This window comes from Sphingomonas xanthus, from assembly GCF_007998985.1.
Classification (GTDB): domain Bacteria; phylum Pseudomonadota; class Alphaproteobacteria; order Sphingomonadales; family Sphingomonadaceae; genus Sphingomicrobium; species Sphingomicrobium xanthum.
Map to the genome: position 1 here is coordinate 1566840 of NZ_CP041659.1, position 19308 is coordinate 1586147.

Annotated in this window: 18 protein-coding genes and 1 tRNA gene; 10 read left to right on the forward strand and 9 right to left on the reverse strand. The window is 64.7% G+C overall.

Annotation, left to right across the window (positions count from 1 at the left end; genetic code table 11):
* Positions 1 to 32 precede the first annotated feature (32 nt).
* Both FMM02_RS07890 and FMM02_RS07895 read left to right on the forward strand, forming a co-directional pair.
* Entirely contained in the window at positions 33 to 578 is a 546-nt protein-coding gene (locus tag FMM02_RS07890) for an FMN-dependent NADH-azoreductase (protein WP_246104749.1), read from the forward strand.
* Positions 575 to 988: a DoxX family protein gene (locus tag FMM02_RS07895; RefSeq protein WP_147494333.1), complete on the forward strand. Its 414-nt coding sequence runs from the start codon at positions 575 to 577 to the stop codon at positions 986 to 988. The genes FMM02_RS07890 and FMM02_RS07895 overlap by 4 nt, the downstream gene beginning before the upstream one ends.
* Here the strand turns inward: FMM02_RS07895 and FMM02_RS07900 are convergent.
* The 5 genes from FMM02_RS07900 to FMM02_RS07920 are packed head-to-tail and all read right to left on the reverse strand — an operon-like array spanning position 985 to position 10018.
* Complete coding sequence (locus tag FMM02_RS07900) at positions 985 to 2274, reverse strand: dihydrolipoamide acetyltransferase family protein (protein ID WP_147494334.1); 1290 nt, start codon at positions 2272 to 2274, stop codon at positions 985 to 987. The genes FMM02_RS07895 and FMM02_RS07900 overlap by 4 nt on opposite strands.
* Entirely contained in the window at positions 2271 to 3284 is a 1014-nt protein-coding gene (locus FMM02_RS07905; RefSeq protein ID WP_147494335.1) for an alpha-ketoacid dehydrogenase subunit beta, read from the reverse strand. The genes FMM02_RS07900 and FMM02_RS07905 overlap by 4 nt, the downstream gene beginning before the upstream one ends.
* Positions 3281 to 4567, reverse strand: coding sequence for a 3-methyl-2-oxobutanoate dehydrogenase (2-methylpropanoyl-transferring) subunit alpha (locus FMM02_RS07910; RefSeq protein WP_147494336.1), 1287 nt, complete (start codon positions 4565 to 4567; stop codon positions 3281 to 3283). The genes FMM02_RS07905 and FMM02_RS07910 overlap by 4 nt, the downstream gene beginning before the upstream one ends.
* 36 nt (positions 4568 to 4603) lie before the next feature.
* Positions 4604 to 6622 carry a beta-propeller domain-containing protein gene (locus tag FMM02_RS07915; protein ID WP_147494337.1) on the reverse strand — a complete coding sequence of 673 codons (2019 nt, stop codon included), beginning with the start codon at positions 6620 to 6622 and terminating at the stop codon, positions 4604 to 4606.
* Positions 6623 to 6673: 51 nt separating this feature from the next.
* Positions 6674 to 10018, reverse strand: a complete 3345-nt coding sequence (locus FMM02_RS07920) for an amidohydrolase family protein (protein WP_222703807.1) — start codon at positions 10016 to 10018, stop codon at positions 6674 to 6676.
* A 126-nt stretch (positions 10019 to 10144) separates the two neighbouring features.
* Between FMM02_RS07920 and FMM02_RS07925 the strand changes: the two genes are divergently transcribed.
* The gene (locus FMM02_RS07925) at positions 10145 to 10420 is read left to right on the forward strand and encodes a DUF3297 family protein (protein ID WP_147494338.1); all 276 of its coding nucleotides are present in this window, start codon (positions 10145 to 10147) and stop codon (positions 10418 to 10420) included.
* Between the two features lie 21 nt (positions 10421 to 10441).
* Here FMM02_RS07925 and FMM02_RS07930 read toward each other — a convergent pair whose 3' ends face one another.
* Positions 10442 to 10651: a hypothetical protein gene (locus tag FMM02_RS07930; protein WP_147494339.1), complete on the reverse strand. Its 210-nt coding sequence runs from the start codon at positions 10649 to 10651 to the stop codon at positions 10442 to 10444.
* 236 nt (positions 10652 to 10887) lie between these two features.
* Here FMM02_RS07930 and FMM02_RS11450 point away from each other — a divergent pair, with 236 nt between their 5' ends.
* From FMM02_RS11450 to FMM02_RS07960, 7 genes are all read left to right on the forward strand, one after another.
* A complete protein-coding gene (locus FMM02_RS11450; RefSeq protein ID WP_281288858.1) occupies positions 10888 to 11022 on the forward strand; it encodes a hypothetical protein in 135 nt (44 codons plus the stop codon).
* Positions 11015 to 11791, forward strand: coding sequence for a phage shock protein PspA (gene pspA, locus FMM02_RS07935; RefSeq protein ID WP_147494340.1), 777 nt, complete (start codon positions 11015 to 11017; stop codon positions 11789 to 11791). Before FMM02_RS11450 ends, pspA begins: the two co-directional genes overlap by 8 nt.
* Before the next feature lie 20 nt (positions 11792 to 11811).
* Positions 11812 to 12198, forward strand: coding sequence for a PspC domain-containing protein (locus FMM02_RS07940; RefSeq protein WP_147494341.1), 387 nt, complete (start codon positions 11812 to 11814; stop codon positions 12196 to 12198).
* A complete protein-coding gene (locus FMM02_RS07945; protein WP_147494342.1) occupies positions 12198 to 12431 on the forward strand; it encodes a hypothetical protein in 234 nt (77 codons plus the stop codon). The genes FMM02_RS07940 and FMM02_RS07945 overlap by 1 nt, the downstream gene beginning before the upstream one ends.
* 101 nt (positions 12432 to 12532) lie before the next feature.
* The gene (locus tag FMM02_RS07950) at positions 12533 to 13468 is read left to right on the forward strand and encodes a cation diffusion facilitator family transporter (RefSeq protein ID WP_147494343.1); all 936 of its coding nucleotides are present in this window, start codon (positions 12533 to 12535) and stop codon (positions 13466 to 13468) included.
* A gap of 99 nt (positions 13469 to 13567) precedes the next feature.
* The gene (locus tag FMM02_RS07955) at positions 13568 to 15673 is read left to right on the forward strand and encodes a TonB-dependent receptor (RefSeq protein WP_147494344.1); all 2106 of its coding nucleotides are present in this window, start codon (positions 13568 to 13570) and stop codon (positions 15671 to 15673) included.
* A gap of 29 nt (positions 15674 to 15702) precedes the next feature.
* Positions 15703 to 16905, forward strand: a complete 1203-nt coding sequence (locus tag FMM02_RS07960; RefSeq protein WP_147494345.1) for a threonine synthase — start codon at positions 15703 to 15705, stop codon at positions 16903 to 16905.
* A 145-nt stretch (positions 16906 to 17050) separates the two neighbouring features.
* Here the strand turns inward: FMM02_RS07960 and FMM02_RS07965 are convergent.
* The 3 genes from FMM02_RS07965 to FMM02_RS07975 all read right to left on the reverse strand — a co-directional run bounded on the left by FMM02_RS07965 (position 17051) and on the right by FMM02_RS07975 (position 19298).
* Positions 17051 to 17125: transfer RNA gene (locus tag FMM02_RS07965), tRNA-Thr, on the reverse strand.
* A 17-nt stretch (positions 17126 to 17142) separates the two neighbouring features.
* Positions 17143 to 17997 carry a hypothetical protein gene (locus FMM02_RS07970; RefSeq protein WP_147494346.1) on the reverse strand — a complete coding sequence of 285 codons (855 nt, stop codon included), beginning with the start codon at positions 17995 to 17997 and terminating at the stop codon, positions 17143 to 17145.
* Entirely contained in the window at positions 17994 to 19298 is a 1305-nt protein-coding gene (locus tag FMM02_RS07975) for a mechanosensitive ion channel (RefSeq protein ID WP_147494347.1), read from the reverse strand. The genes FMM02_RS07970 and FMM02_RS07975 overlap by 4 nt, the downstream gene beginning before the upstream one ends.
* Positions 19299 to 19308: the final 10 nt, after the last annotated feature.

A 19308-nucleotide genomic window follows, 5' to 3' on the forward strand; every position in this document is an offset into this window, starting at 1 on the left:
TGTCTCGGTAACAAATCAATACCAAGGACAAAATGATGACCATCCTGCAAATCGACAGCAGCATCACCGGCGACAATAGCGTCAGCCGGGTGCTTACCCGCTCGATCGTCGAGCAACTCCGCGCCGCCAGCCCGGGAGCGAACATCGTCGCTCGCGACCTGGTCGATGAGCCGCTCGATCACCTGACGCTTGCGGCCTTCGCCGACACCGCCGTGCTCGACGAATTCCTAGATGCGGATACCATTGTCGTCGGCGCGCCAATGTATAATTTTGCGGTTCCATCGCAGCTCAAGGCATGGATTGACCGCATCGCGGTGGCCGGCAAGACCTTCCACTACACGGACGAGGGCCCCGTGGGCCTGGCCGGCGACAAGCGGGTGATCGTCGCCGTGTCGCGCGGCGGCTATTACGATGCCGACAACAGCTTCGAACATGTCGAAGCCTATCTCAAGCCGATGTTCAACTTTCTGGGGATCGAGCCGGAGTTCGTCCACGCCGACGGCATTGCGGTCGGGCCGGTGCAGCGCGAGGCGGGAATCGCCAGCGGCCTGGCCGAAGTGGAAAGGCTGGCAGCATGAACCGCGAAGTCGGCATAAGCAGCCTGGGCAGCAGGCTTGATCGATTCGAACCGCTGATGCTCGGCATTGTCCGGATCATGAGCGGGCTGCTGTTCCTGGCGCATGGCACCCAGAAATTCCTCGGCTTTCCGGGCGGCGATTGGGCCGGATCGGGCTGGGCCTTCGACAATCCCGGCGCCTATGCCGGGCTGATCGAGCTAGTCACCGGCGCGCTGATTGCACTCGGCCTGTTCACCCGGCCGGCCGCCTTTCTGGCGTCGGGGACCATGGCCGCCGCCTATTTCATCGGTCATGCGCCGCAGGGCTTCTGGCCGGTGAACAATATGGGCGACGCCGCAATCCTTTACTGCTTCATCTTCCTCTACCTGACCTTTGCCGGTCCAGGTCGGTTCGCCCTTCGGCGAGACTAGTGAGACAGCAGCCTGAGGGGGTTCTCGAGGAGCCCCTTCAGCGCCTGCAGGAAGCTTGCCGCGTCCCAGCCGTCGACGACACGATGGTCGCACGACAGCGACAGGTTCATCACCTTGCGCGCCTCCAGTTCGCCGTCGACGATAACCGGGATTTCCTGGAGCTTGTTGACGGCGATGGTTGCCACCTGCGGCGGAGCGATCACCGGAGTCGAGGCGATCCCGCCCATTGGACCGAGCGAGGAAATGGTAAAGGTCGGTCCGCTCAGTTCCTCGCGGCTCGCCTTGCCGGACCGCGCGGCTTCGCTCAGTCGGACAATCTCCCGGGCAAGCTGCCAGACGCTGAGCTGCTGCGCATTGCGGATAACGGGGACCATCAGGCCTCCGTCGGTTTGGGTCGCAACGCCCATGTGCACCGCGCCGTGGCGCGTGACGACATTGGCGTCATCGTCATAGGTGGCGTTGATCATCGGCCAGTCTGCCATGGCTTTCGTCATCGCCGTGATGAGGAAAGGCAGAAGGGTCAGCTTCGGGTTCGAACCGCGGTCACGGTTCATCATCGCGCGCGCTTCCTCGAGCGCGGTGACATCAAATTGTTCGACCAGCGCGAAGTGCGGGATTCGGCGCTTGGCTTCCTGCATATTCTCGGCAATCTTGCGGCGCAGTCCGACAACCTTGATCGTCTCGTCGGCGCGTGGCGCCGCGCTACGGCCCGACGCGCTCCCGCCATGATAGAGAAGGTAGGCGTCGAGATCGGCATGGCGCACGCGATCGCCGCTGGTCCGCACTTCGCCAAGGTCGATCCCTAGATCGCGCGCCCGTTGCCGGACGGCGGGGGAAGCCAGCACCTTGCCCTGCGTTGCCGGCGTGGACGGCGCCGGGGCAGGTTCGGCCTTGGATTGCGGAGCAGGATCCCTGGCCGGTTCAGTCGCGTCCCCGGTCGCCGTGACCGGGATCTTTTCTTCCTGCGCCGGGGTGGGATCTTCCGCGCCGTCGGCCAGCGGCTGCTCCTTGCGGCTCTCCGACGGGGCGGGGGCGGGATCGGCGCCGTCGGTCTCGATCTCAACCAGCACCGAACCGATCGCGATCTGGTCGCCGACCTCGCCGGCCAGCGACTTGACCACGCCGGCCACCGGACTTTCCATCTCGACCGTCGCCTTGTCGGTCATCATGTCGGCCAGCTGCTGGTCCTCTTCGACCCGGTCGCCGACCTGGACATGCCATGCGACGATTTCTGCCTCGGCAATGCCTTCACCGATGTCGGGAAGCTTGAACTGGTAGACGCTCATGCTGCGAGGACCTTCTTGAGGGCGTTTTTCAGGCGAACGGGGCCGGGGAAATAGACCCATTCATAGGCGTGGGGGTAAGGCGTGTCCCATCCGGTGACACGCTCGACGGGCGCTTCGAGATGGTAGAAGCAGCGCTCCTGCACCAGCGTCGCCAGTTCGGACGCGAAGCCGCTCGTCTTGGTCGCTTCCTGGACGACCAGGCAACGACCGGTCTTTTTCACGCTTTCCTCGATCGTTTCCATGTCGAGGGGAAGGAGGGTGCGCAGGTCAATCACCTCGGCGTCGACGCCATTGTCCTCGACCGCAGCCAACGCGACATGGACCATCGTGCCATAGGCCAGCACTGTCAGTGCCTCGCCCTTGCGGACGACCTGGGCCTTGCCCAGCGAAACCGAATAATGGCCGTCGGGCACGTCGCTTAGCGCATGCTTTGACCAAGGCCTGACTGGCCGGTCGTGATGCCCATCGAACGGCCCGTTATAGATCCGCTTGGGCTCGAAGAACATTACCGGGTCTGGGTCTTCGATCGCCGCGATCAGCAGGCCCTTGGCGTCATGCGGATTCGACGGGATGACGACCTTGAGGCCGGCGCAATGGGTGAACAGCGCTTCGGGCGATTGGCTGTGCGTCTGGCCACCGAATATGCCACCGCCATAGGGTGAGCGGATAACCATCGGCATGGTCCACTCGCCCGCGGTGCGATAGCGGATCCGGGCGACCTCGCTGACGATCTGGTCGTAGCCGGGATAGATATAGTCCGCGAACTGGATTTCGATTACGGGTTTCAGGCCATAGGCCGCCATGCCCACGGCGGTTCCGACGATGCCGCCCTCGCTGATCGGGGCGTCGAAACAGCGGGTCTTGCCGAATTGCTGCTGAAGGCCCCCGGTGGCGCGGAAAACGCCGCCGAAATAGCCAACGTCCTCGCCGAACACCACGATGCTATCGTCCCGCTCCATCATCACGCGGTGGGCGTCGTTGATCGCTTCGATCATGTTACGGGTGGTCATGCGGGGTCGCGTCCCAGAAATTCGCGGGCCTCGGCCAGCGCCTGGTCGCGCTGTTCGGCGAGGTGCCAGGGGGTTTCGGAATAGACGTCCTCGAACATCGACGGGATGTCGTCGAAGCCCTGTTGCGGCAAGATGCCGAGCTTTTCCGCGTCCTTCTGCGCGGCACGGACCGTCGTATCGATTTCCTTGTCGAGCGCGGCGTCACGCTCCTCGTCCCATTCGCCGAGCGTCACGAGGTGCGCTTTCAGCCGGGCGATCGGATCGCCAAGAGGCCACTCCTCGGCTTCGCCCTTCGCGCGATAGCCGGTCGGATCGTCGGAGGTCGAATGGCCCTCGGCGCGGTAGGTGAAGAATTCGATCATCGTCGGGCCATTGTTGGTCCGAGCCCGCTCGCTTGCCCACTGGACGGCTGCATAGACCGCAAGCGCGTCATTTCCGTCAACGCGAAGTCCGGCGATGCCATAGCCGACCGCGCGACTGGCGAAGGTGGCCTGCTCCGCGCCGGCAATGCCGCTGAACGAGGAAATCGCCCACTGGTTGTTGACCACCGCCAGGATCACCGGCGCCTGGTAGACCGCGGCAAAGGTCATCGCCGAATGGAAATCGCCTTCTGCTGTAGCGCCGTCGCCGATCCAGCCCATCGCGATCCGGCTGTCGCCCTTGATCGCCGATGCCATCGCCCAGCCGACCGCTTGCGGATATTGCGTGCCAAGATTGCCCGAGATCGAGAAGAAGCCATGCTTCTTGTCCGAATACATGATCGGCAGCTGTCGGCCTTGCAGCGGGTCGCCCCGATTCGAATAAATCTGGCACATCATTGTTTCCAGCGGATAGCCGCGCGCGACGAGCAGGCCCTGCTGGCGATAGGTGGGGAAGTGCATGTCTTCCGGGTCCATGGCCGTGGCTGCAGCAATAGCAATCGCCTCTTCGCCGGTGCACTTCATGTAGAAGCTGGTCTTGCCCTGGCGCTGGGCACGATACATGCGGTCGTCGAAGACACGGACCGTCTTCATGTCCTTCAGCATCTTGCGCAGCGTGTCGGCGTCGAGCTTCGGATCCCAGGGACCGACGGCCCTGCCCTGCTCGTCGAGCACCCGGACAAGGTGGGTGCAAAGCGGGAAGGTCGCTTCCGCATCCGCCGCGATGTCAGGGCGCGGAGCCTCGCCTGCGGCCGGAACCTTGATCGAAGAGAAGTCGGGCGTGTCGCCGGGCCGGAACGGCGGCTCGGGCACGTGCAGCGCCAGCGCCGGCCGGTTGGGGCGGGGGTGGGATTTATCAGCCATCGCGCGTCGCTTAGTGCGGACAACGCCGGGGGGCAACTAGCGCTGCTGCAGCGGCACTCTGGCAGGCGGCGCGAAATTGGCGCGCCCGACCTCGTGGATAGACCCGTTGGTCAGTCGCCCTTCGACCAATTCATAGCCCATCAGCGCGAACACACGGTTGCCGATGAAGATCGGGCGCGCGTTGCCGTACCAGTCGACGCAACTTGCAAGGCAAGCGTCGTCGACCGCGCGATAGGGGTCCGCATCGAGCCGGCCGGCCATCGCGAACTGGCGGGCCTGCCGGCGAAGGAACAGGATCGACGAGCCCGACCCGAGGAAGCGGGCATATTGCGATTGCAACTGGGTGGTGATCGGCAGTCCCAGCAGCCCGGTCGCGCCATCGGGCGTATCGGCACGATAGAAAAAGGCCTGGCTGCGATTCTCCCCCTGCTGGGCATTGGGGAAGGTGAAACTGTGGCCGCGCCGCGCCAAAGGCGTGCGCAGGTCGATCGCGGTGAAGTTAAGGCCGCCGCGCGGGTCGTTGCCGATCACGGCGCCGTCTTCGCCAAGCTGGTCGAGCCGTTCGACCGCGTGCGGCAGTGGGATTTCGGCAACCGGCCCGCCGCGCAGGCCCGCGGCAACCAGCATCGATGTCTGGCCGCGGCGATAGCCATGACCGCCATAGAGGATATGATTGCCGACGAAGCGGTTCTGGAAATTCCAGGAGTCCGCGCCGACCGCCGGGAGTTCGCGATAGCGCGACAGCGGCACCGTGCGGCCACCATCACCCATCCAGCGTACCGGCACCGACAACAGTGCGACCCCGCCGGAGCGCGCTCCGGCCGCGCCATTTTCCGAGTTCCACATCGCATCGCCGCCGCCGTCGTTACGAACCAGTACGTCGATCAGCCCGCTCCGCCGGTCTTCACGGAAACTGAACTGGTCGGTCGGCTGCCCCCAGGCGCCAATCGCGGATGGACGTTCCATCCGGCTGAGGGGCAGGCGGTAAAGCCAGCTGTTCGCGACTCCGCGTCGCGCCGAGTTCCGGTGCCGCGCATCGCTGACCCACAAGTAGACGGCGGTCGAACTGACATAGAAAGTGCGGCTGGCGGGGCCGAGAACCGCGGTGGCGTTGCAATTCATCACTGGAGCCGTGAGGTCACAGTCGATAACGCTGTGCAGCGTATCGAGCGGGACCGCAGCATCGTCGCGCATCGACGACACGACGTAGACATCGCGCGCACCGGCGATGCGGCGAAAGTCAGGCTTGCCACCCTGCCAGCGGCTTACCGCCGGGAAGCTGCCAAACGGACTGGTGCCGTCCCAGCCGAGATAAAGCGGGGTGTAATAGACCAGCCGGTTGCCGATCAGGCGCGAAGCGTAGTTGCGCGACGAATAGTAGTCGTTCGAGCGCAAGTGATAGGCATCCTCGAACCGCAGGCGTCCGTCGGGGGAAAGGCGGAAACGGTTCACCTCTGTGCCACCGCGCGCATAGCTATAGCCGATCACGATCACGCGATCGCCGCTGACCAGCATTTCATCATACCAGTCGCCGCCGCCACTGATTCCCGGCGGAGATGCATTGGCGAAATCGATCGGGCGCATCCGCCCGCCCGCTACCGACACGGTGAACAGCCGTCCCCGGCGCAGGATGATGAGGAGGTCGCCGCGCTTCTTGACGATTCCTCCCTCGTCGACATCCGCTTCCTGCGTATTGGTGATCTTGTCGCTGGTCCGGGATCCGGTGGTCACGATGCTGTCGGCCTTGGCCGATTCCTGCGCGGCGACGGGCGCGGGCGCGGCCATCGACGGCGGAGAAGCAGGCGGCGGGGGCGGAGGAGGATTGTCTGCCTGCTGCCGAGCAAGCGCCGCACGCCGTTTTGCAAGAAAGGCAAGAAATTCGGCATCGGATCGGAAGGAGGCGAGCTGGCCGCCGGCGCGGAGCGGATCAGCGGTTCCGGGCTGCTGCGCCGATGCCGGGCGGTCATGGAGCAGCGCCATCCCCGCGCCAGCCGCGCCGAGCGTCAGGGCGAGCGCCGCAATTCGACCTTGAGATCCGATACGCCGATCCGTCATCACGCCCTCCTCAACAATGTAACAATATCACATCATTGATTAGGCGCGCTGTCAATCGTCGGCGTGCGCATCCTTTGGCAGGCCGACCGTTGTGCCCGCGGTATAGGCGCCGCCGGCCTGCTCGTGGAACCAGAAGGGCTTGAAGCCGCCCTCGCCGCCGGCGACCAGTTGCAGGGAGGAATCGAGTAGCCGGCCTCCGACCATCGTCATCGTGACGCTGGTGGAATTGCGGATATTCTCCAGCGGATTGGCGTCGAGGACGACGAGGTCGGCGAGCTTGCCGGGTTCAAGGCTGCCAAGATCCTTGTCGAGGCCGAGCGCGCGGGCCGGGTTGATGGTCGCGGTGCGCAATGCCTCAAGATTGGTCATTCCGCCGCGTTGAAAGGTCCAGATGTCCCAATGCGCGCCCAGCCCTTCGCGTTGGCCATGCGCGCCGACCGACACCGGCACGCCAAGGTCGGAAATCTGCTTGGCCACCGCGGCAATGGCGAACAGATTGTCTTCTTCCGGAGGGTTCTTGACCGGACGCCGCGCGCGGCTGTCGACCAGCGGGCGCGGGACCCAGCGCATCAGGATGGGCTCCTTCCACACGTCGGTATGCTGGTACCAGTAATTCTCACCGAACGCCCCGCCATAGGCGACCACCAGGGTGGGATTATAGGCGGTCCCCGACCCACGCCAGAATTGCAGGACGTCGTCATAGATGTTGGCGACCGGCAGCGAATGTTCAATCGTCGTGTGGCCGTCGGCGATCATCGTCATATTATGTTCGAACAGCGATCCGCCTTCCGGGACCACTTCCATGCCCAATTCGCGCGCTGCCTGGAGCACCATCTGCCGCTGCTCGCGGCGAGGCTGGTTGTAGCTTTTGACCGACCAGGCGCCATTGGCCTTCAGCCGGCGCAGGTGGGAACGAGCATCCTCCAGGCTAGTGACTTCGACGGTGATCGGCGTGGTCGCGCCGTAAAGGATGGTGCCGGTCGAGAAGATGCGGGGCCCGAGGATCTTGCCCGCCTTCTGATATTCCGACGCGGCGAACACTTCGAACGTGTCGTTCGATGGGTCATGGACCGTGGTCACGCCATAGGCCAACGCGGCGGCATGAAACCAGTTCTGCTTTGGTATGATGAGGTCGCTGCCCATTGATCCGTGCCAGTGCGCATCGATCAGGCCGGGAAGGACGGTCTTGCCGGCAAGGTCGATCGTGCGCGTTCCGGCGGGATAGCTTACAGCGGCGGCCGGCCCGACCGCGCTGATCCGGTCGCCATCGACAAGGATGGTGCCGTTTTCGATGACATCGTCACCCTTCATGGTGACGATCCGCGCGCCGGTCAGTGCCAGCAGGCCGGCGGGTTTCACCTGCTTAGCGGTGACCCCTAGCTCGGCAATACGCGGCGCTGCGCCCTGCTTCCCGCCGGCGAAGCTGCCGCTGGTCCCGACATTGAGGCCGTAAAGGTTGGGCCCCTGGCTCCAGAACAGGCTGCGGCCGTCGCCCGACCAGTGCAGCCAGTCGCCGGCGTCGGCGCTGACCTGCGACTGCGGGAGCGCCTTGCCGTCGGGCGCAATGTCGATCGCCCGCCCGGAACGGACGAACGGCATGACATAGGCCTGGTATCGTTCGGTCCAGGCGATGAACTGTTCATTGGGCGACAGGGCGAAGTCGGTCGCATTTTGGGAAATGAGGTGCGTGACCTCTTCCGTCCCCTGCACCGACACCGACTTCAGCAGACGCTTGTCCTCTTCACCGCTGGCCGTGAAAAAGATGCGGTCGCTGGTGGCGCCGAACATCGGCTGGCTGCCGGACTTGGTCACGCGCTTTGGCGTGCCGCCGCGCGTCGGGACGACATAAATCCCGGGATCGCGACCATAGAGCGGCGTCGTCAGGAAGCCGTCGCGAGTCTTGCGATAGGCGATCAGGCTCCCATCGGGCGAAAAGGCCGGTTCGACATAATGGCCGGGTTCGGGCGTGACGATCCGCCCTTCGCCGCCACTCGACGCGACCACCTTGATCCGCCCGGCCTTGTCGTCGTCCCAGGCGACATAGGCGACCTGGCGCCCATCGCGGGAGAAGGTCGGATAGCTTTCGAAGTCGCTTCCGCGGGTCAGGCGGCGGGCGTTGCCTCCGTCGCCATTGGCGACCCAGATGTTGCCCAGTGCTTCATAGACGATGCGCGATCCGTCGGGGCTTTTCTGGGCAAAGCGCACCATCTTGGTACGGAAGCTTGCCGGGGCGATGTCCTTTTGTTGTCGCACGGCGTCCTCGACCCAGCGCGTGCCGGTGACCCGGAACGGGATCTCGCGCACCTGGCGGCTGGCGATGTCAATCCGGTGAATGCCGCCCTTGGCCCAGAATACGATCGACTTGCCATCGGGCGTCCAGCTCATGCCCGGATAGACGCCATGGACTGCCCAGGTTTCCTGCATGTCGCGGTCGAGCATGTCGGTGAGCGGGGTGATGCGGCCGGACGCTAGGTCCATCACCATCAACGTTGACTGGTAGCGGACGCGGCGGATGAAGGCCAAGCTCTTGCCGTCCGGCGATGGGGTAGGGCGGATCGCGCCCCCCGGTCCGCTGACGATGGTCTCGATCTCGCCGGTCTGCCGGTCGAGGCGCTGGATGACGTAGATCTGGCCGTTGGGGTCCTTGCTGTATTGGAAGACGTCGCCTGGCGTCGCGTCGTCGGAAAAATAAAGATAGCGTCCGTCGGGCGAGAAGGCGGGTTCGTTGCTGTCCTTCTGTTTGGTGCGCGCCTTGGTCATCTGCACGCCCGCGCCGCCCCCCGCCTTGTGGTAGAGCCACATTTCCCCTGCGCCGAGCGAGCGCGCCGAGGTGAAATGCTTGCGCGCGACGATGAAGTTGCCGTCAGGGCTCCAGTCGGCCTGGTTGAGCAGGCGGAAGCTTTCCTTGGTGATCTGGCGCGGCGCGCTGCCGTCGCGGCGCATGGTCCAGATGTTGTCGCCCGCACCGCGGTCGGAAGTGAAAGCAATCTCGCCGCCGTCGGGCGAATAGCGCGGCTGCATGTCCCAGGCGTGGCCGGTGGAAATGGCCCGTGCCTCGCCGCCATCGATCGGGACGACGTAAATATCGCCGAGCAGGTCGAAGGCGATTTCTCTCCCGTCAGGCGAAACGTCGAGGCTCATCCAGGTGCCGCGGTTCGTGTTGATCGCGACCTCGCGCCCCGGACCGTGGCGGGCGGTGACGTCCCATTTGTCGTCCTTCTTGCCCGCGGTGCCCGGCGCGGCCGGAATGCCTTCGGGATTGGGATCGGTCATTGGCTCGGCCTGTCCCGGCTGTGGCGGGGCGGGCGGGACCGGTGGGGTCGGGGCCGGCTGGGCCGCAAGCGCGGTGGTTGAGGCAAGAAGCGAAGTGGCGAGCAACAGTGCGAGGCGGCGCATGGCGAAGTCCTTGGGTGCGGTAAAATCGCGCGGGACTTTGGCGGCATGGCCCGGCGATGACAACGCGCGCGAACCGCCGTTCGTCGAAATTGACGAAAGGCCTGCGCCGAGGCTAGGGCGCCGGTCATGGCCGACAAGAAACCGCTTCCCGATCGTCTATCGCTCGACCCGCGCAGCCCGCACTTCGACAATGAGGTGCTTCAGCATGGGGTCGGAATCCGGTTCAACGGCAAGGAAAAGATCAACGTCGAAGAATATTGTATTTCCGAAGGCTGGATCCGCATGGCCGTGGGCAAAAGCCGCGATCGTCACGGCAATCCGATGACCATCAAGATGAACGGCGCGGTAGAGCCTTTTTACGAGGGCGACGAAAAAGGCCCCGGCGAAGACGCCGAGGCCTAATTGGTTAGCGCCTGGCCCGGGTCAGGGCTGGCGCGGGGTAGCCGCCTTGCGGCCCCGGTTACGGTCGATCAGCTTTTTCGCGCCCCAACCTGCCGCCAGGGCGAGCCCGAGCGGGCCAAGCCCGCGCCGGGCGATCGCCGGGATCGCGGTACCGACCAGCGTTCCAGTTAGCTTCTCGTTGCGTCCGGCGAGCTTACGCCCGGCAACGGCACCCAAAATCTTGGCAAGCATGACAAACCTTTCACGGTGAACGGGATTTGCCTGTTCGACGCATGGAACGGGCCGCGGGTTCCGTTGCGGCGCGATCGGGCCAGCACGCCAATTGATGGTGGGAATTCCCGCCAACCTTGGTGGCGTTGGTCGCCATTTGCTCAATTTTTCCCGGCAAACTGGGATTGGCACGCCTCTTGTAAGGTATGGGCATGGGAAGCCGGTCTGCCGGTTCCCCGTGAAAAGGGAGAATGAAAATGTCTGGCATCAAATTTCATCGTCATCTGGTTGCGGCGTTTGCGTCGCTTCTCATGAGCTCGATCGCGGTTGGCGCCGCGGTTGCCCCGGCCCAGGTTTCGGCCAGCACCGTGGAAGTTTTCACCTATGCCTGAACTCGAACCGATCGTGGCCCGTCCGGCTGTCCGCATCGCGCGGCCGACAGACGCAGGAACTGAAACGAGCATTCGTCTCGCGCCGCTCGCCGGCATCCTGTCGGGCCCGATCTTCACCCGTACGCGGGACATCATCGCCGCGAACATGACGGACCTGCTCGACCGGTCGGAAGACCCAGCGCGCATGATCCGCATGATCATCGTCGAGATGGAAGAGACTCTGGTAGAAGTTCGCGCCACCGCGGCGCGCTCAATCGCCGACATCAAGGAAATGCGCCGGGCCTGCAATCGCCTCGATGCGCTCCAGTCGGAATGGGCGGACAAGGCTGGTCTGGCCCTGGAGAAGGGGCGGGAGGACCTGGCCCGCGCCGCGCTGACGGAAAAGCAGAAGGCCGCCGAAATGACGGAGGGCCTGCACCTGGAGATCGTCCAGATCGAGCAAGTGCTGCGCGGTTACGAAGCCGATATCCAGCGGCTGCAATCGAAATTGGCCGAGGCTCGCGCCCGGCAGAACGCTATCACTTCGCGGATGGAGCGCGCGATCAGCCGCGCCCGCACCAGCGAGCTGCTTAACGGAAGTCGCGCCCAGGACGCCTTCGCCAAGTTCGAATTGCTTGAGCGCCGCGCCGACTTTGCCGAAGGCCGCGCCGACGCCCTAGCGCTCGCTGGACGCAAGAGCCTCGAAGAAGAAATCGCCGATTTGAAGGGCGCCGAAACGGTCGATGCCGAACTGGCCGCCATGAAGGCCGCGCTCGCGGCGCAGAAATAGTCGAAAGGAAAAGGGGAATCATGTCGAACCGCTACTCGCTGAACCGCCGCGACAAGAAGCTGGCCGGTGTCTGCTCGACCCTCGGCGATATCTTTCACGTCGACCCGACCTTCCTGCGCATAGGCCTGGTGGCCTTCGCCCTGTTCATTGAATGGGAAATCGCGCTCATCGCCTACGTCGCCGCCGGCATCTATCTGCACATCAGGAAGAACCGGGCCGAGCGCGGCGGCGAGCGCCGTTCCGATTTCGACCGCATGGGCGACCTGGGCGAAGGCCGTTCGTCCGTTCACGACCTTCGTACCAAGCTGGACGTCAACGACCGCCGGATGATGGCGATCGACCAGCATCTCAACAGCCAGAATGATGATCTGGCACGCGAGATCGAAGCGCTTCGCAAGGAGAAGTGATGATGGACCCGGTTTCCGCAGCGATGATCGGCGCGAGCATCCTTGTCGCCATTTGTCTCGCCAGCGTGATCGCCCTTCGGGGTTGGCAGGCCTGGCTCGATTTTAAGCGCCTCGAGCTGGCCAGCCGGGCCGGCGATGCGGGCCTTCCGCCGGCCGGTGGGAGGATCGAGATCGCGGACCTCAAGGAACGCGTCCGCAAATTGGAAGCGATCGCCGCCGGCATCGACCTTTGATCCCGCCGAGGTTCGCGCGCTGAAACGGTCCGGTTTTTCCCCGCCCCCGACCGGACCGTTTTTCCTTCCCCTTCGTCGCCCATTCCGATTAGGCTTGGCCGATGGGCGCCGGACACGACCATGGGCCGCATGCACAAACTGACGGGAATTTCGGCCGCGCCTTCGCGATCGGTATCGGTCTCAACCTTATCTTCGTCGCGGTTGAAGCCTTTTACGGTTTCACCGCAGATTCGATGGCGCTGCTCGCCGACGCCGGCCATAACCTGTCCGATGTCCTCGGCCTGATCATCGCCTGGATTGGCGCGACGCTGGTCCGCCGCCGTCCAACCCCGCGCCTGTCCTACGGTCTCAAGAAAAGCTCGATCCTCGCCGCGCTGATCAACGCGTTACTGTTGCTGCTCGCGGTCGGCGCCATCGGGGCCGAAGCGATCCGCCGGCTGGCCTCTCCGGAACCGGCCGACGGCGACGTTATGATGGTCGTCGCGGGCATCGGCATCCTCGTGAACGGGGCCACCGCGCTGTTGTTCATGCGTGGCGCGCACCACGACCTCAATATTCGCGGCGCCTTCTTGCACATGGTGGCCGACGCGGCGGTATCGGCGGCGGTCGTCGGAGCCGGCTTTCTGATCACCCTGACCGGCAAGGTGTGGATCGATCCCGTCGCCAGCCTGATCGTCGCCGCGGTAATCCTCTACGGCACCTGGAATCTGCTCGCGGAATCGGCACTGATGACGCTGGCCGGCGTGCCGCGGGGGATTGACGCCGATCAGGTCGGCAAGGCTTTGAACCGCCTGCCCGGCGTTAGCGGAACGCACCACCTCCACATCTGGTCGTTGAGCACCACCGAAACGGCTCTCACCGTCCACTTGATGGTCGAGCCGGAGGTCGATCGCGACCTCATCCTGCGGCAAGCGCATGCCTATGTGCATGAGTTGTTCGGCATCGGCCATTCGACCATCCAGGTAGAGCGGGCGGGAACGACCAGCCACGCCGACTGCCCGGCGCACGAGGGACACTGCGAGGACCACGGCGGCTGACCCGTTCGACGAGCCGCCGAACAGGTGCGACGGATGGCGGCATTTCGGTTGCGATGATGTATTATATCTTTTAGGCGAATGGTCTCTCCATCCGTGTGAGTGTCCTCCTTGAACGTCGCCCAGACCCTGCTTGCCTCCGTTGCCGTTATCGCCGCTCCCGTCGCGGCGCAGGTGCAGCCCGCCGCGCCGCACAAGGAGGACGAGGCGATTGTCGTCACCGCGCCTTATGTCGCTGAGCTCGACCTGCTGGCCGGCAAGTCGGTGGTGTCCGGGGAAAAGCTGCAGCGCGATGTCCGCGCTCAGATCGGCGATTCACTGACCAGCCTTCCCGGCGTCTCGGCAACCAGCTTTACCCCCGGCGCTTCGCGACCTGTGCTTAGGGGCTTCCAGGGCGAACGCGTGCGCGTTCTGACCGACGGGATCGGTTCGATTGACGTATCCAACACTTCTGCCGACCATGCGGTGACGATCGATCCGCTAACGGCCGAGCGGATCGAGGTGCTGCGCGGTCCGGCGGTGCTGCTGTTCGGAAGCCAGGCGACCGGCGGGGTGGTCAATGTGATCGACCATCGGATCCCGCGACGAATTCCCCGCGAAGGCTATCATGTCGACCTGATCGGCGGGCTGGGATCGGCCGCCGACGAACGTTCGATCGGCGCGGCTCTGGACCTGCGCCTGGCCGACAATCTCGTCGTCCATGTCGACGGAAGCTATCGCAAGAGCGATGACTTGCGCACTGGCGGGCATATCCTGTCGCGCGCGCTGCGCGCAGAGCAGCTGGCGATCGCCGAGGAAGAACTGGAGGAAGGCCATCCCGACGAAGCCGCCGAAGCGCTTGAGCTCGCGGCAATGCGCGGCAAGCTCCCGAATAGCGCGACCGAGCAGAAATCTGGCGGCATGGGGCTAAGCTACATCGGCGACAAGTTGACGCTTGGCGTGTCCATCGGCCGATTCGAAAGCGACTACGGCGTTCCAATGCGGCCCGGTGGCCTCCATCACGGTGAGGAAGAGGGCGGCGAGGAAGGCCATGGCGCAGAGGCCGTTACGATCGGCCTCAAGCAGACCAAATACGACCTTCGCGGCGATTATCGCTTTGACGGCGGCTTCTTCGACCGCGCCACGCTGCGGGTCGGGGCCGCCGACTATAAGCATACCGAGTTTGAAGGCGCCGAAATTGGCACCGTGTTCAAGTCGAACGGCACGGAAGGACGGTTCGAACTTTCGCAGCGCGAACGGAGCGGCTGGCGCGGCGCAAGCGGCGTGCAGATGTTCCGGCGCGAGCTGGAAGCGATCGGCGAGGAGGCCTTTGTCCCGCCTAACCGCAGCAGCCAGTTCGGCCTGTTCACCGTGCAGGAATTTGCGATCGGCAAGATCGGCGCCGAAGCCGCGGCTCGCTACGAGCGGACCGAGCAGCGCGACCGTGCCAACGACATCACGCGCCGCTATGACACGTTCAGCGCGGCGATCGGCGGATTCGTTGAGCCGGCCAGCCGGGTCAAGGCCGGCGTCAACCTTTCGCGCACCGTCCGCGCCCCTTCCGCTGAAGAGCTTTTCTCGAACGGCCCGCATATCGCGACCCAGGCGTTCGAGCTGGGCGATCCCGATCTCAAGACCGAAAAGGCGCTTGGCGGCGAAGCCTATGTCCGGGTCGAGCGTGACGCGTTCAGCGCCAGCGCAACCCTGTTCACCACTCGCTTCGACGATTTCATCTACCAGGATGAAACCGGCGAGGAGCGGGACGAGCTGCCCGTATTCCAATATTTCCAGCGCGACGCCCGGTTCAGCGGGATCGAACTGGAAGCGAGCGCCAGGCTGTTCGAAGCGGGCGGATTCAAGTTCGTCGCGGATGGCGTTGCCGACTATGTCCGGGCAACGTTGAAGGGCGGCGGGCCGGTTCCGCGAATCCCGCCGCTCCGCCTGCTCGGCGGGCTGGAAGCGCAGTCAGACCGGCTCGATGGCCGGGTCGAGGTGGAATGGGTCGACAAGCAGGACCGGACCGCCTCGTTCGAAACGGCGACCGACGGCTTCACGCTGGTCAACGCATCCCTCGCCTGGCGGCCCTGGGGCAAGCGGCAAGAAACCGCGATCGTGCTCAGCGCGAACAACATCTTCGATGTCGAGGCGCGGCGCCATGCCTCCTTCACCAAGGACTTCGTGCCTCTTGCCGGGCGCGATATCCGGCTCAGCGCGCGGGTCAGCTTCTAACCCGCCGTCGACTGGTCTAGGGGCGGGCGATGCTTGTCACTCATCTCGAATGTTCGCTTACCGGCGAACATTATGACGCCGCGCAGATCCATAATCTCTCGAAGGCCGGGCGGCCGCTGCTTGCCCGTTACGACCTCGACGCGGTCGCGGCGCTTCTGACCAGAGATAAATTGGCAGCCCGGCCGGCGGGGATGTGGAAATGGCGTGAGCTGTTGCCGCTTCCCGAGGGCGCCCGGCCGGTATCGCTGGGCGAACCTGAAACACCCCTGATCGCGCTCGACGCGATCGGCGCTGCGCATGGCGTTCGCGCGCCAATCGTCAAGGACGAGGGCCGGCTTCCGACCGGATCGTTCAAGGCGCGGGGGATGGCGGCGGCGGTGAGCATGGCCAGCCATTTCGGAGTCGAGCGGATTGCCTTGCCGACAAATGGCAACGCCGGCGCAGCGCTTGCCGCCTATGCCGCGCGGGCGGGAATGCAGTCTCTGGTCATCTGCCCGGCTGAGACGCCCGAAATCAATATCCGCGAAACCGCCGCCTATGGCGCGGAGGTAATCGTTGCGGACGGACAGATCGACGAATGTGGACGAATTGTCGCCGACGGCGCGGCTGCAAACCGGTGGTTCGACTGCTCGACGCTTAAGGAACCCTATCGGCTTGAAGGCAAGAAGGTCATGGGCCTTGAGCTCGCCGAACAATATGGCTGGGACCTTCCCGACGTCATCTTCTACCCCACGGGCGGGGGCACCGGCCTTATCGGCATGTGGAAGGGCTTCGACGAGCTTGAGCGGGTCGGCTTGATCGGGCCGAAGCGTCCGCGGATGGTCGCGGTGCAGGCGACTGGCTGTGCGCCGATGGTCCGCGCCTGGCGCAATGGCGATGAATTCGCAGAGCGGTGGGAGGGGGCGGCGACCATGGCCACTGGTATTCGGGTGCCCAAGGCGGTCGGGGATTTCCTGATCCTGCGCGCGGTCCGCGAAAGCGGTGGCGTAGCCATCGCGGTCGAGGAAGAGGCGATTGCCGAGGCGGTCGAGGATGCGGCGCGGCTCGATGGCATGCTGCTTTGTCCCGAAGGCGGCGCGGTGCTCGCCGCCTGGCGCCAGGCCTTGGCCCAGGGGCTGGTCGACGGGGATGATCGGGCGCTGCTGTTCAACTGCGCCAATGGCAACAAATACCCGCTCGCCGACCGCGCGCGGCGCATGCCGCTGGCGACGTTGGATGCTTCGAATCTGTGAGCTGGAAACAGTAAACCCCGGCAACCGAAGTTGCCGGGGTTCCATGGTTCATCTCTGAACCACCTGATAAAAACGGCTCGCCCGGCTATCGGTTCCCACGATCGCGAAAATTTTTCCCCGATGCGGTGTGCAGGACGGTCGGCCATGGTGCCGGCTGAGGGATTTGAACCCCCGACCTTCGGTTTACAAAACCGCTGCACTACCACTGTGCTAAGCCGGCCCGCCGATCCCTTTGCGTCAGACGATGCCGAAGGTCCAGCCTTCAGTTTTCGCTAATTCCTCCGACAGGCCGGCGGGTCCGAAGGCATCCGGGTGGTTGAGGTGTGCACGCATCCCGGCTGCAGTCACCAGCGCGTCTGTTTGATGATCGTCGGGTTCAAAAGCGAGCCGTGTCGGCGGACTGCCGAGCCCGGCGAGCGCCGCGTTGAGATCGGGCCTGCTGCGTAGCTTGTTGCCTGCCATTCCGGCCTTGCGCAGATAGATCCTGGTGTAGATTTCGACCACCGCGCTCCCGGCCTCGGGCAGCGGGTCCATCGGCCAGATCGCGACTTGGCCGTCTAGCCGGTGCAGCAGCCGCATCCCGGAAAAGCTGGCCTTGGCGACTTGGGCGGCGCCGATCGCGTCATAGGCGCTAGCCGTCTTGCGCCCGCCTAGGGCGTTGAGGCGATGGTCACATTGCCGGAAGCGGACGAAGTCGGCCTTCCGGCCGTCGGCGATCCCGAAATAGAAATGTCGTCGATGGGCAGTTTCCAGGAAGGAGGCCGCGCCCAGATCCTCATCGTCGCAGCGCTGGTCGACATAGCGCCAGAAGGCACGGGCTTGGTCGGGGATATCGGCTTCGCCCGGCAGGTAGGCGCCCCGTTCCGCGAAGGGCGGGGCGAAGCTGAAGTCGAAACCGAACAGGGTAGCTTCGCGCGCCGCCCTGTCGAGCAGCCAGTCGAGCACCTCGCTGCGCGACCAGACATGGCCGGGGCGGACCAGCCGGGGCGCGTCATCGCCGCGCGCCTCCGCGATGGCGATGCCCCGGTGCCGTTTCCCCTTCGCCCCCGACCAGTCGATTGCGACGGTCGCGGCGAAGCGCGATTGCGTCACACCAGCGGCGGCTGACTGTTGTCGTCGGGCGTCGACTTTTTCAGCCGCGGCGGAGGTGCGCGGCGGACCGGCGGCGGCCCGCTGTCATGCCATTCGTCGAGCAGTCGCGCGGCATAGTCCCGCCCGCCAAGGCCAAAGGCGATTGCGGTGGCTACCGCGGCGGAGCCGAGGATCAGGCCAAAGGCGAGCATGACGATCTGGTCCGCCAGGCCCATGAAGGTCAGGCCGATCGCGGTGAACAGGGCGATGATTGAATATTTGATGATCGTCTGGGCATAGCCCGCTTCGTCGGCGCTGGTGCCGACGAGACCCGCCAGGATTCGCGCCAGCACGAAGCCGACGACGATGATCACCGTCCCGAAGATCACCTTGCCGCCTAGTTCCGTCACCTGGATGACGAGCGCGGCGGTATTGTCGCCGCCGAGGCGGTGAAGTGCCTCGATCCCGGCCAGCAGCAGCAGCGCGGTCATCGCGATTGCCCCCGCGACCTTGGACGGCGACACGTTGCGCGGCATGGCGCCGAGCGAATGGACGAAATTGTCGAAGCCCAGGCTGGGAAGGACGGTCTCGATCAGGCTTTTGACCCAGCGGGCGATGAGGAAGGCGATCGCCAGCCACAGCAGCGCGGCGAGCACGTTGGGGATCGCCATGGCGATCATGTTGAGCATGTTCTTGGCCGGTTCGGAAACGGCGTGGATCTGCAGGATGTCGAGGGAGGCGATAGCAGCGAAGATGATGATCACCGCGGACACCGTCATCCCGACCGCGCGGGCAATGGTGCTGCGGACCGGGGCCGGGCCCTCGGCGGCGACGCCATCGCTATCGACTGCCACCGGCGGATCGCCGAGCTTCAGTCCGGCGCGTCCGGCTAGCCGTTCAATGTTGAGCGCGCCGAGTGCGGCTTCTACCACATGGCGGACGATCCGCGCCAGGATCAGCCCGGCAAAGAAGAACAGGCCGGCGCCCAGCAGGCGGGGGAGGAAGGCGAAGACTTCGTTGGTCAGCGCGGTAACGGGCGTCAGAACGCCCGACAGGCCAAGCGGCTGAAGTGCCGCGATCAGTCCAACCAGCCATACCAGCCAATAGGCAAGCCGGCCGAGTTCGGTCCCGATGCTGTCGCCTCCGGCAGTCGGATGACGCTTCAGCACCGGCATCCGGTCGACCAGCTTGGCAACCCCCCATTGCACGGCCTTGGCGATGAAATGGGTGATGACCAGGATGACAATCGCCAGCAAGACCTTTGGTCCCCATTCGACGAGCTGTTGCTGCCAGTAGCGGGTTGGTTCGGTCGTCTGGTACATTCGTTCCCCC

Coding starts and splice junctions, on each gene's coding strand:
- FMM02_RS07890 (WP_246104749.1), top strand. CDS start 33: ATGATGACCATCCTGCAAATCGACAGCAGCATCACCGGCGACAATAGC.
- FMM02_RS07895 (WP_147494333.1), top strand. CDS start 575: ATGAACCGCGAAGTCGGCATAAGCAGCCTGGGCAGCAGGCTTGATCGA.
- FMM02_RS07900 (WP_147494334.1), bottom strand. CDS start 2,274: ATGAGCGTCTACCAGTTCAAGCTTCCCGACATCGGTGAAGGCATTGCC.
- FMM02_RS07905 (WP_147494335.1), bottom strand. CDS start 3,284: ATGACCACCCGTAACATGATCGAAGCGATCAACGACGCCCACCGCGTG.
- FMM02_RS07910 (WP_147494336.1), bottom strand. CDS start 4,567: ATGGCTGATAAATCCCACCCCCGCCCCAACCGGCCGGCGCTGGCGCTG.
- FMM02_RS07915 (WP_147494337.1), bottom strand. CDS start 6,622: ATGACGGATCGGCGTATCGGATCTCAAGGTCGAATTGCGGCGCTCGCC.
- FMM02_RS07920 (WP_222703807.1), bottom strand. CDS start 10,018: ATGCGCCGCCTCGCACTGTTGCTCGCCACTTCGCTTCTTGCCTCAACC.
- FMM02_RS07925 (WP_147494338.1), top strand. CDS start 10,145: ATGGCCGACAAGAAACCGCTTCCCGATCGTCTATCGCTCGACCCGCGC.
- FMM02_RS07930 (WP_147494339.1), bottom strand. CDS start 10,651: ATGCTTGCCAAGATTTTGGGTGCCGTTGCCGGGCGTAAGCTCGCCGGA.
- FMM02_RS11450 (WP_281288858.1), top strand. CDS start 10,888: ATGTCTGGCATCAAATTTCATCGTCATCTGGTTGCGGCGTTTGCGTCG.
- pspA (WP_147494340.1), top strand. CDS start 11,015: ATGCCTGAACTCGAACCGATCGTGGCCCGTCCGGCTGTCCGCATCGCG.
- FMM02_RS07940 (WP_147494341.1), top strand. CDS start 11,812: ATGTCGAACCGCTACTCGCTGAACCGCCGCGACAAGAAGCTGGCCGGT.
- FMM02_RS07945 (WP_147494342.1), top strand. CDS start 12,198: ATGATGGACCCGGTTTCCGCAGCGATGATCGGCGCGAGCATCCTTGTC.
- FMM02_RS07950 (WP_147494343.1), top strand. CDS start 12,533: ATGGGCGCCGGACACGACCATGGGCCGCATGCACAAACTGACGGGAAT.
- FMM02_RS07960 (WP_147494345.1), top strand. CDS start 15,703: ATGCTTGTCACTCATCTCGAATGTTCGCTTACCGGCGAACATTATGAC.
- FMM02_RS07975 (WP_147494347.1), bottom strand. CDS start 19,298: ATGTACCAGACGACCGAACCAACCCGCTACTGGCAGCAACAGCTCGTC.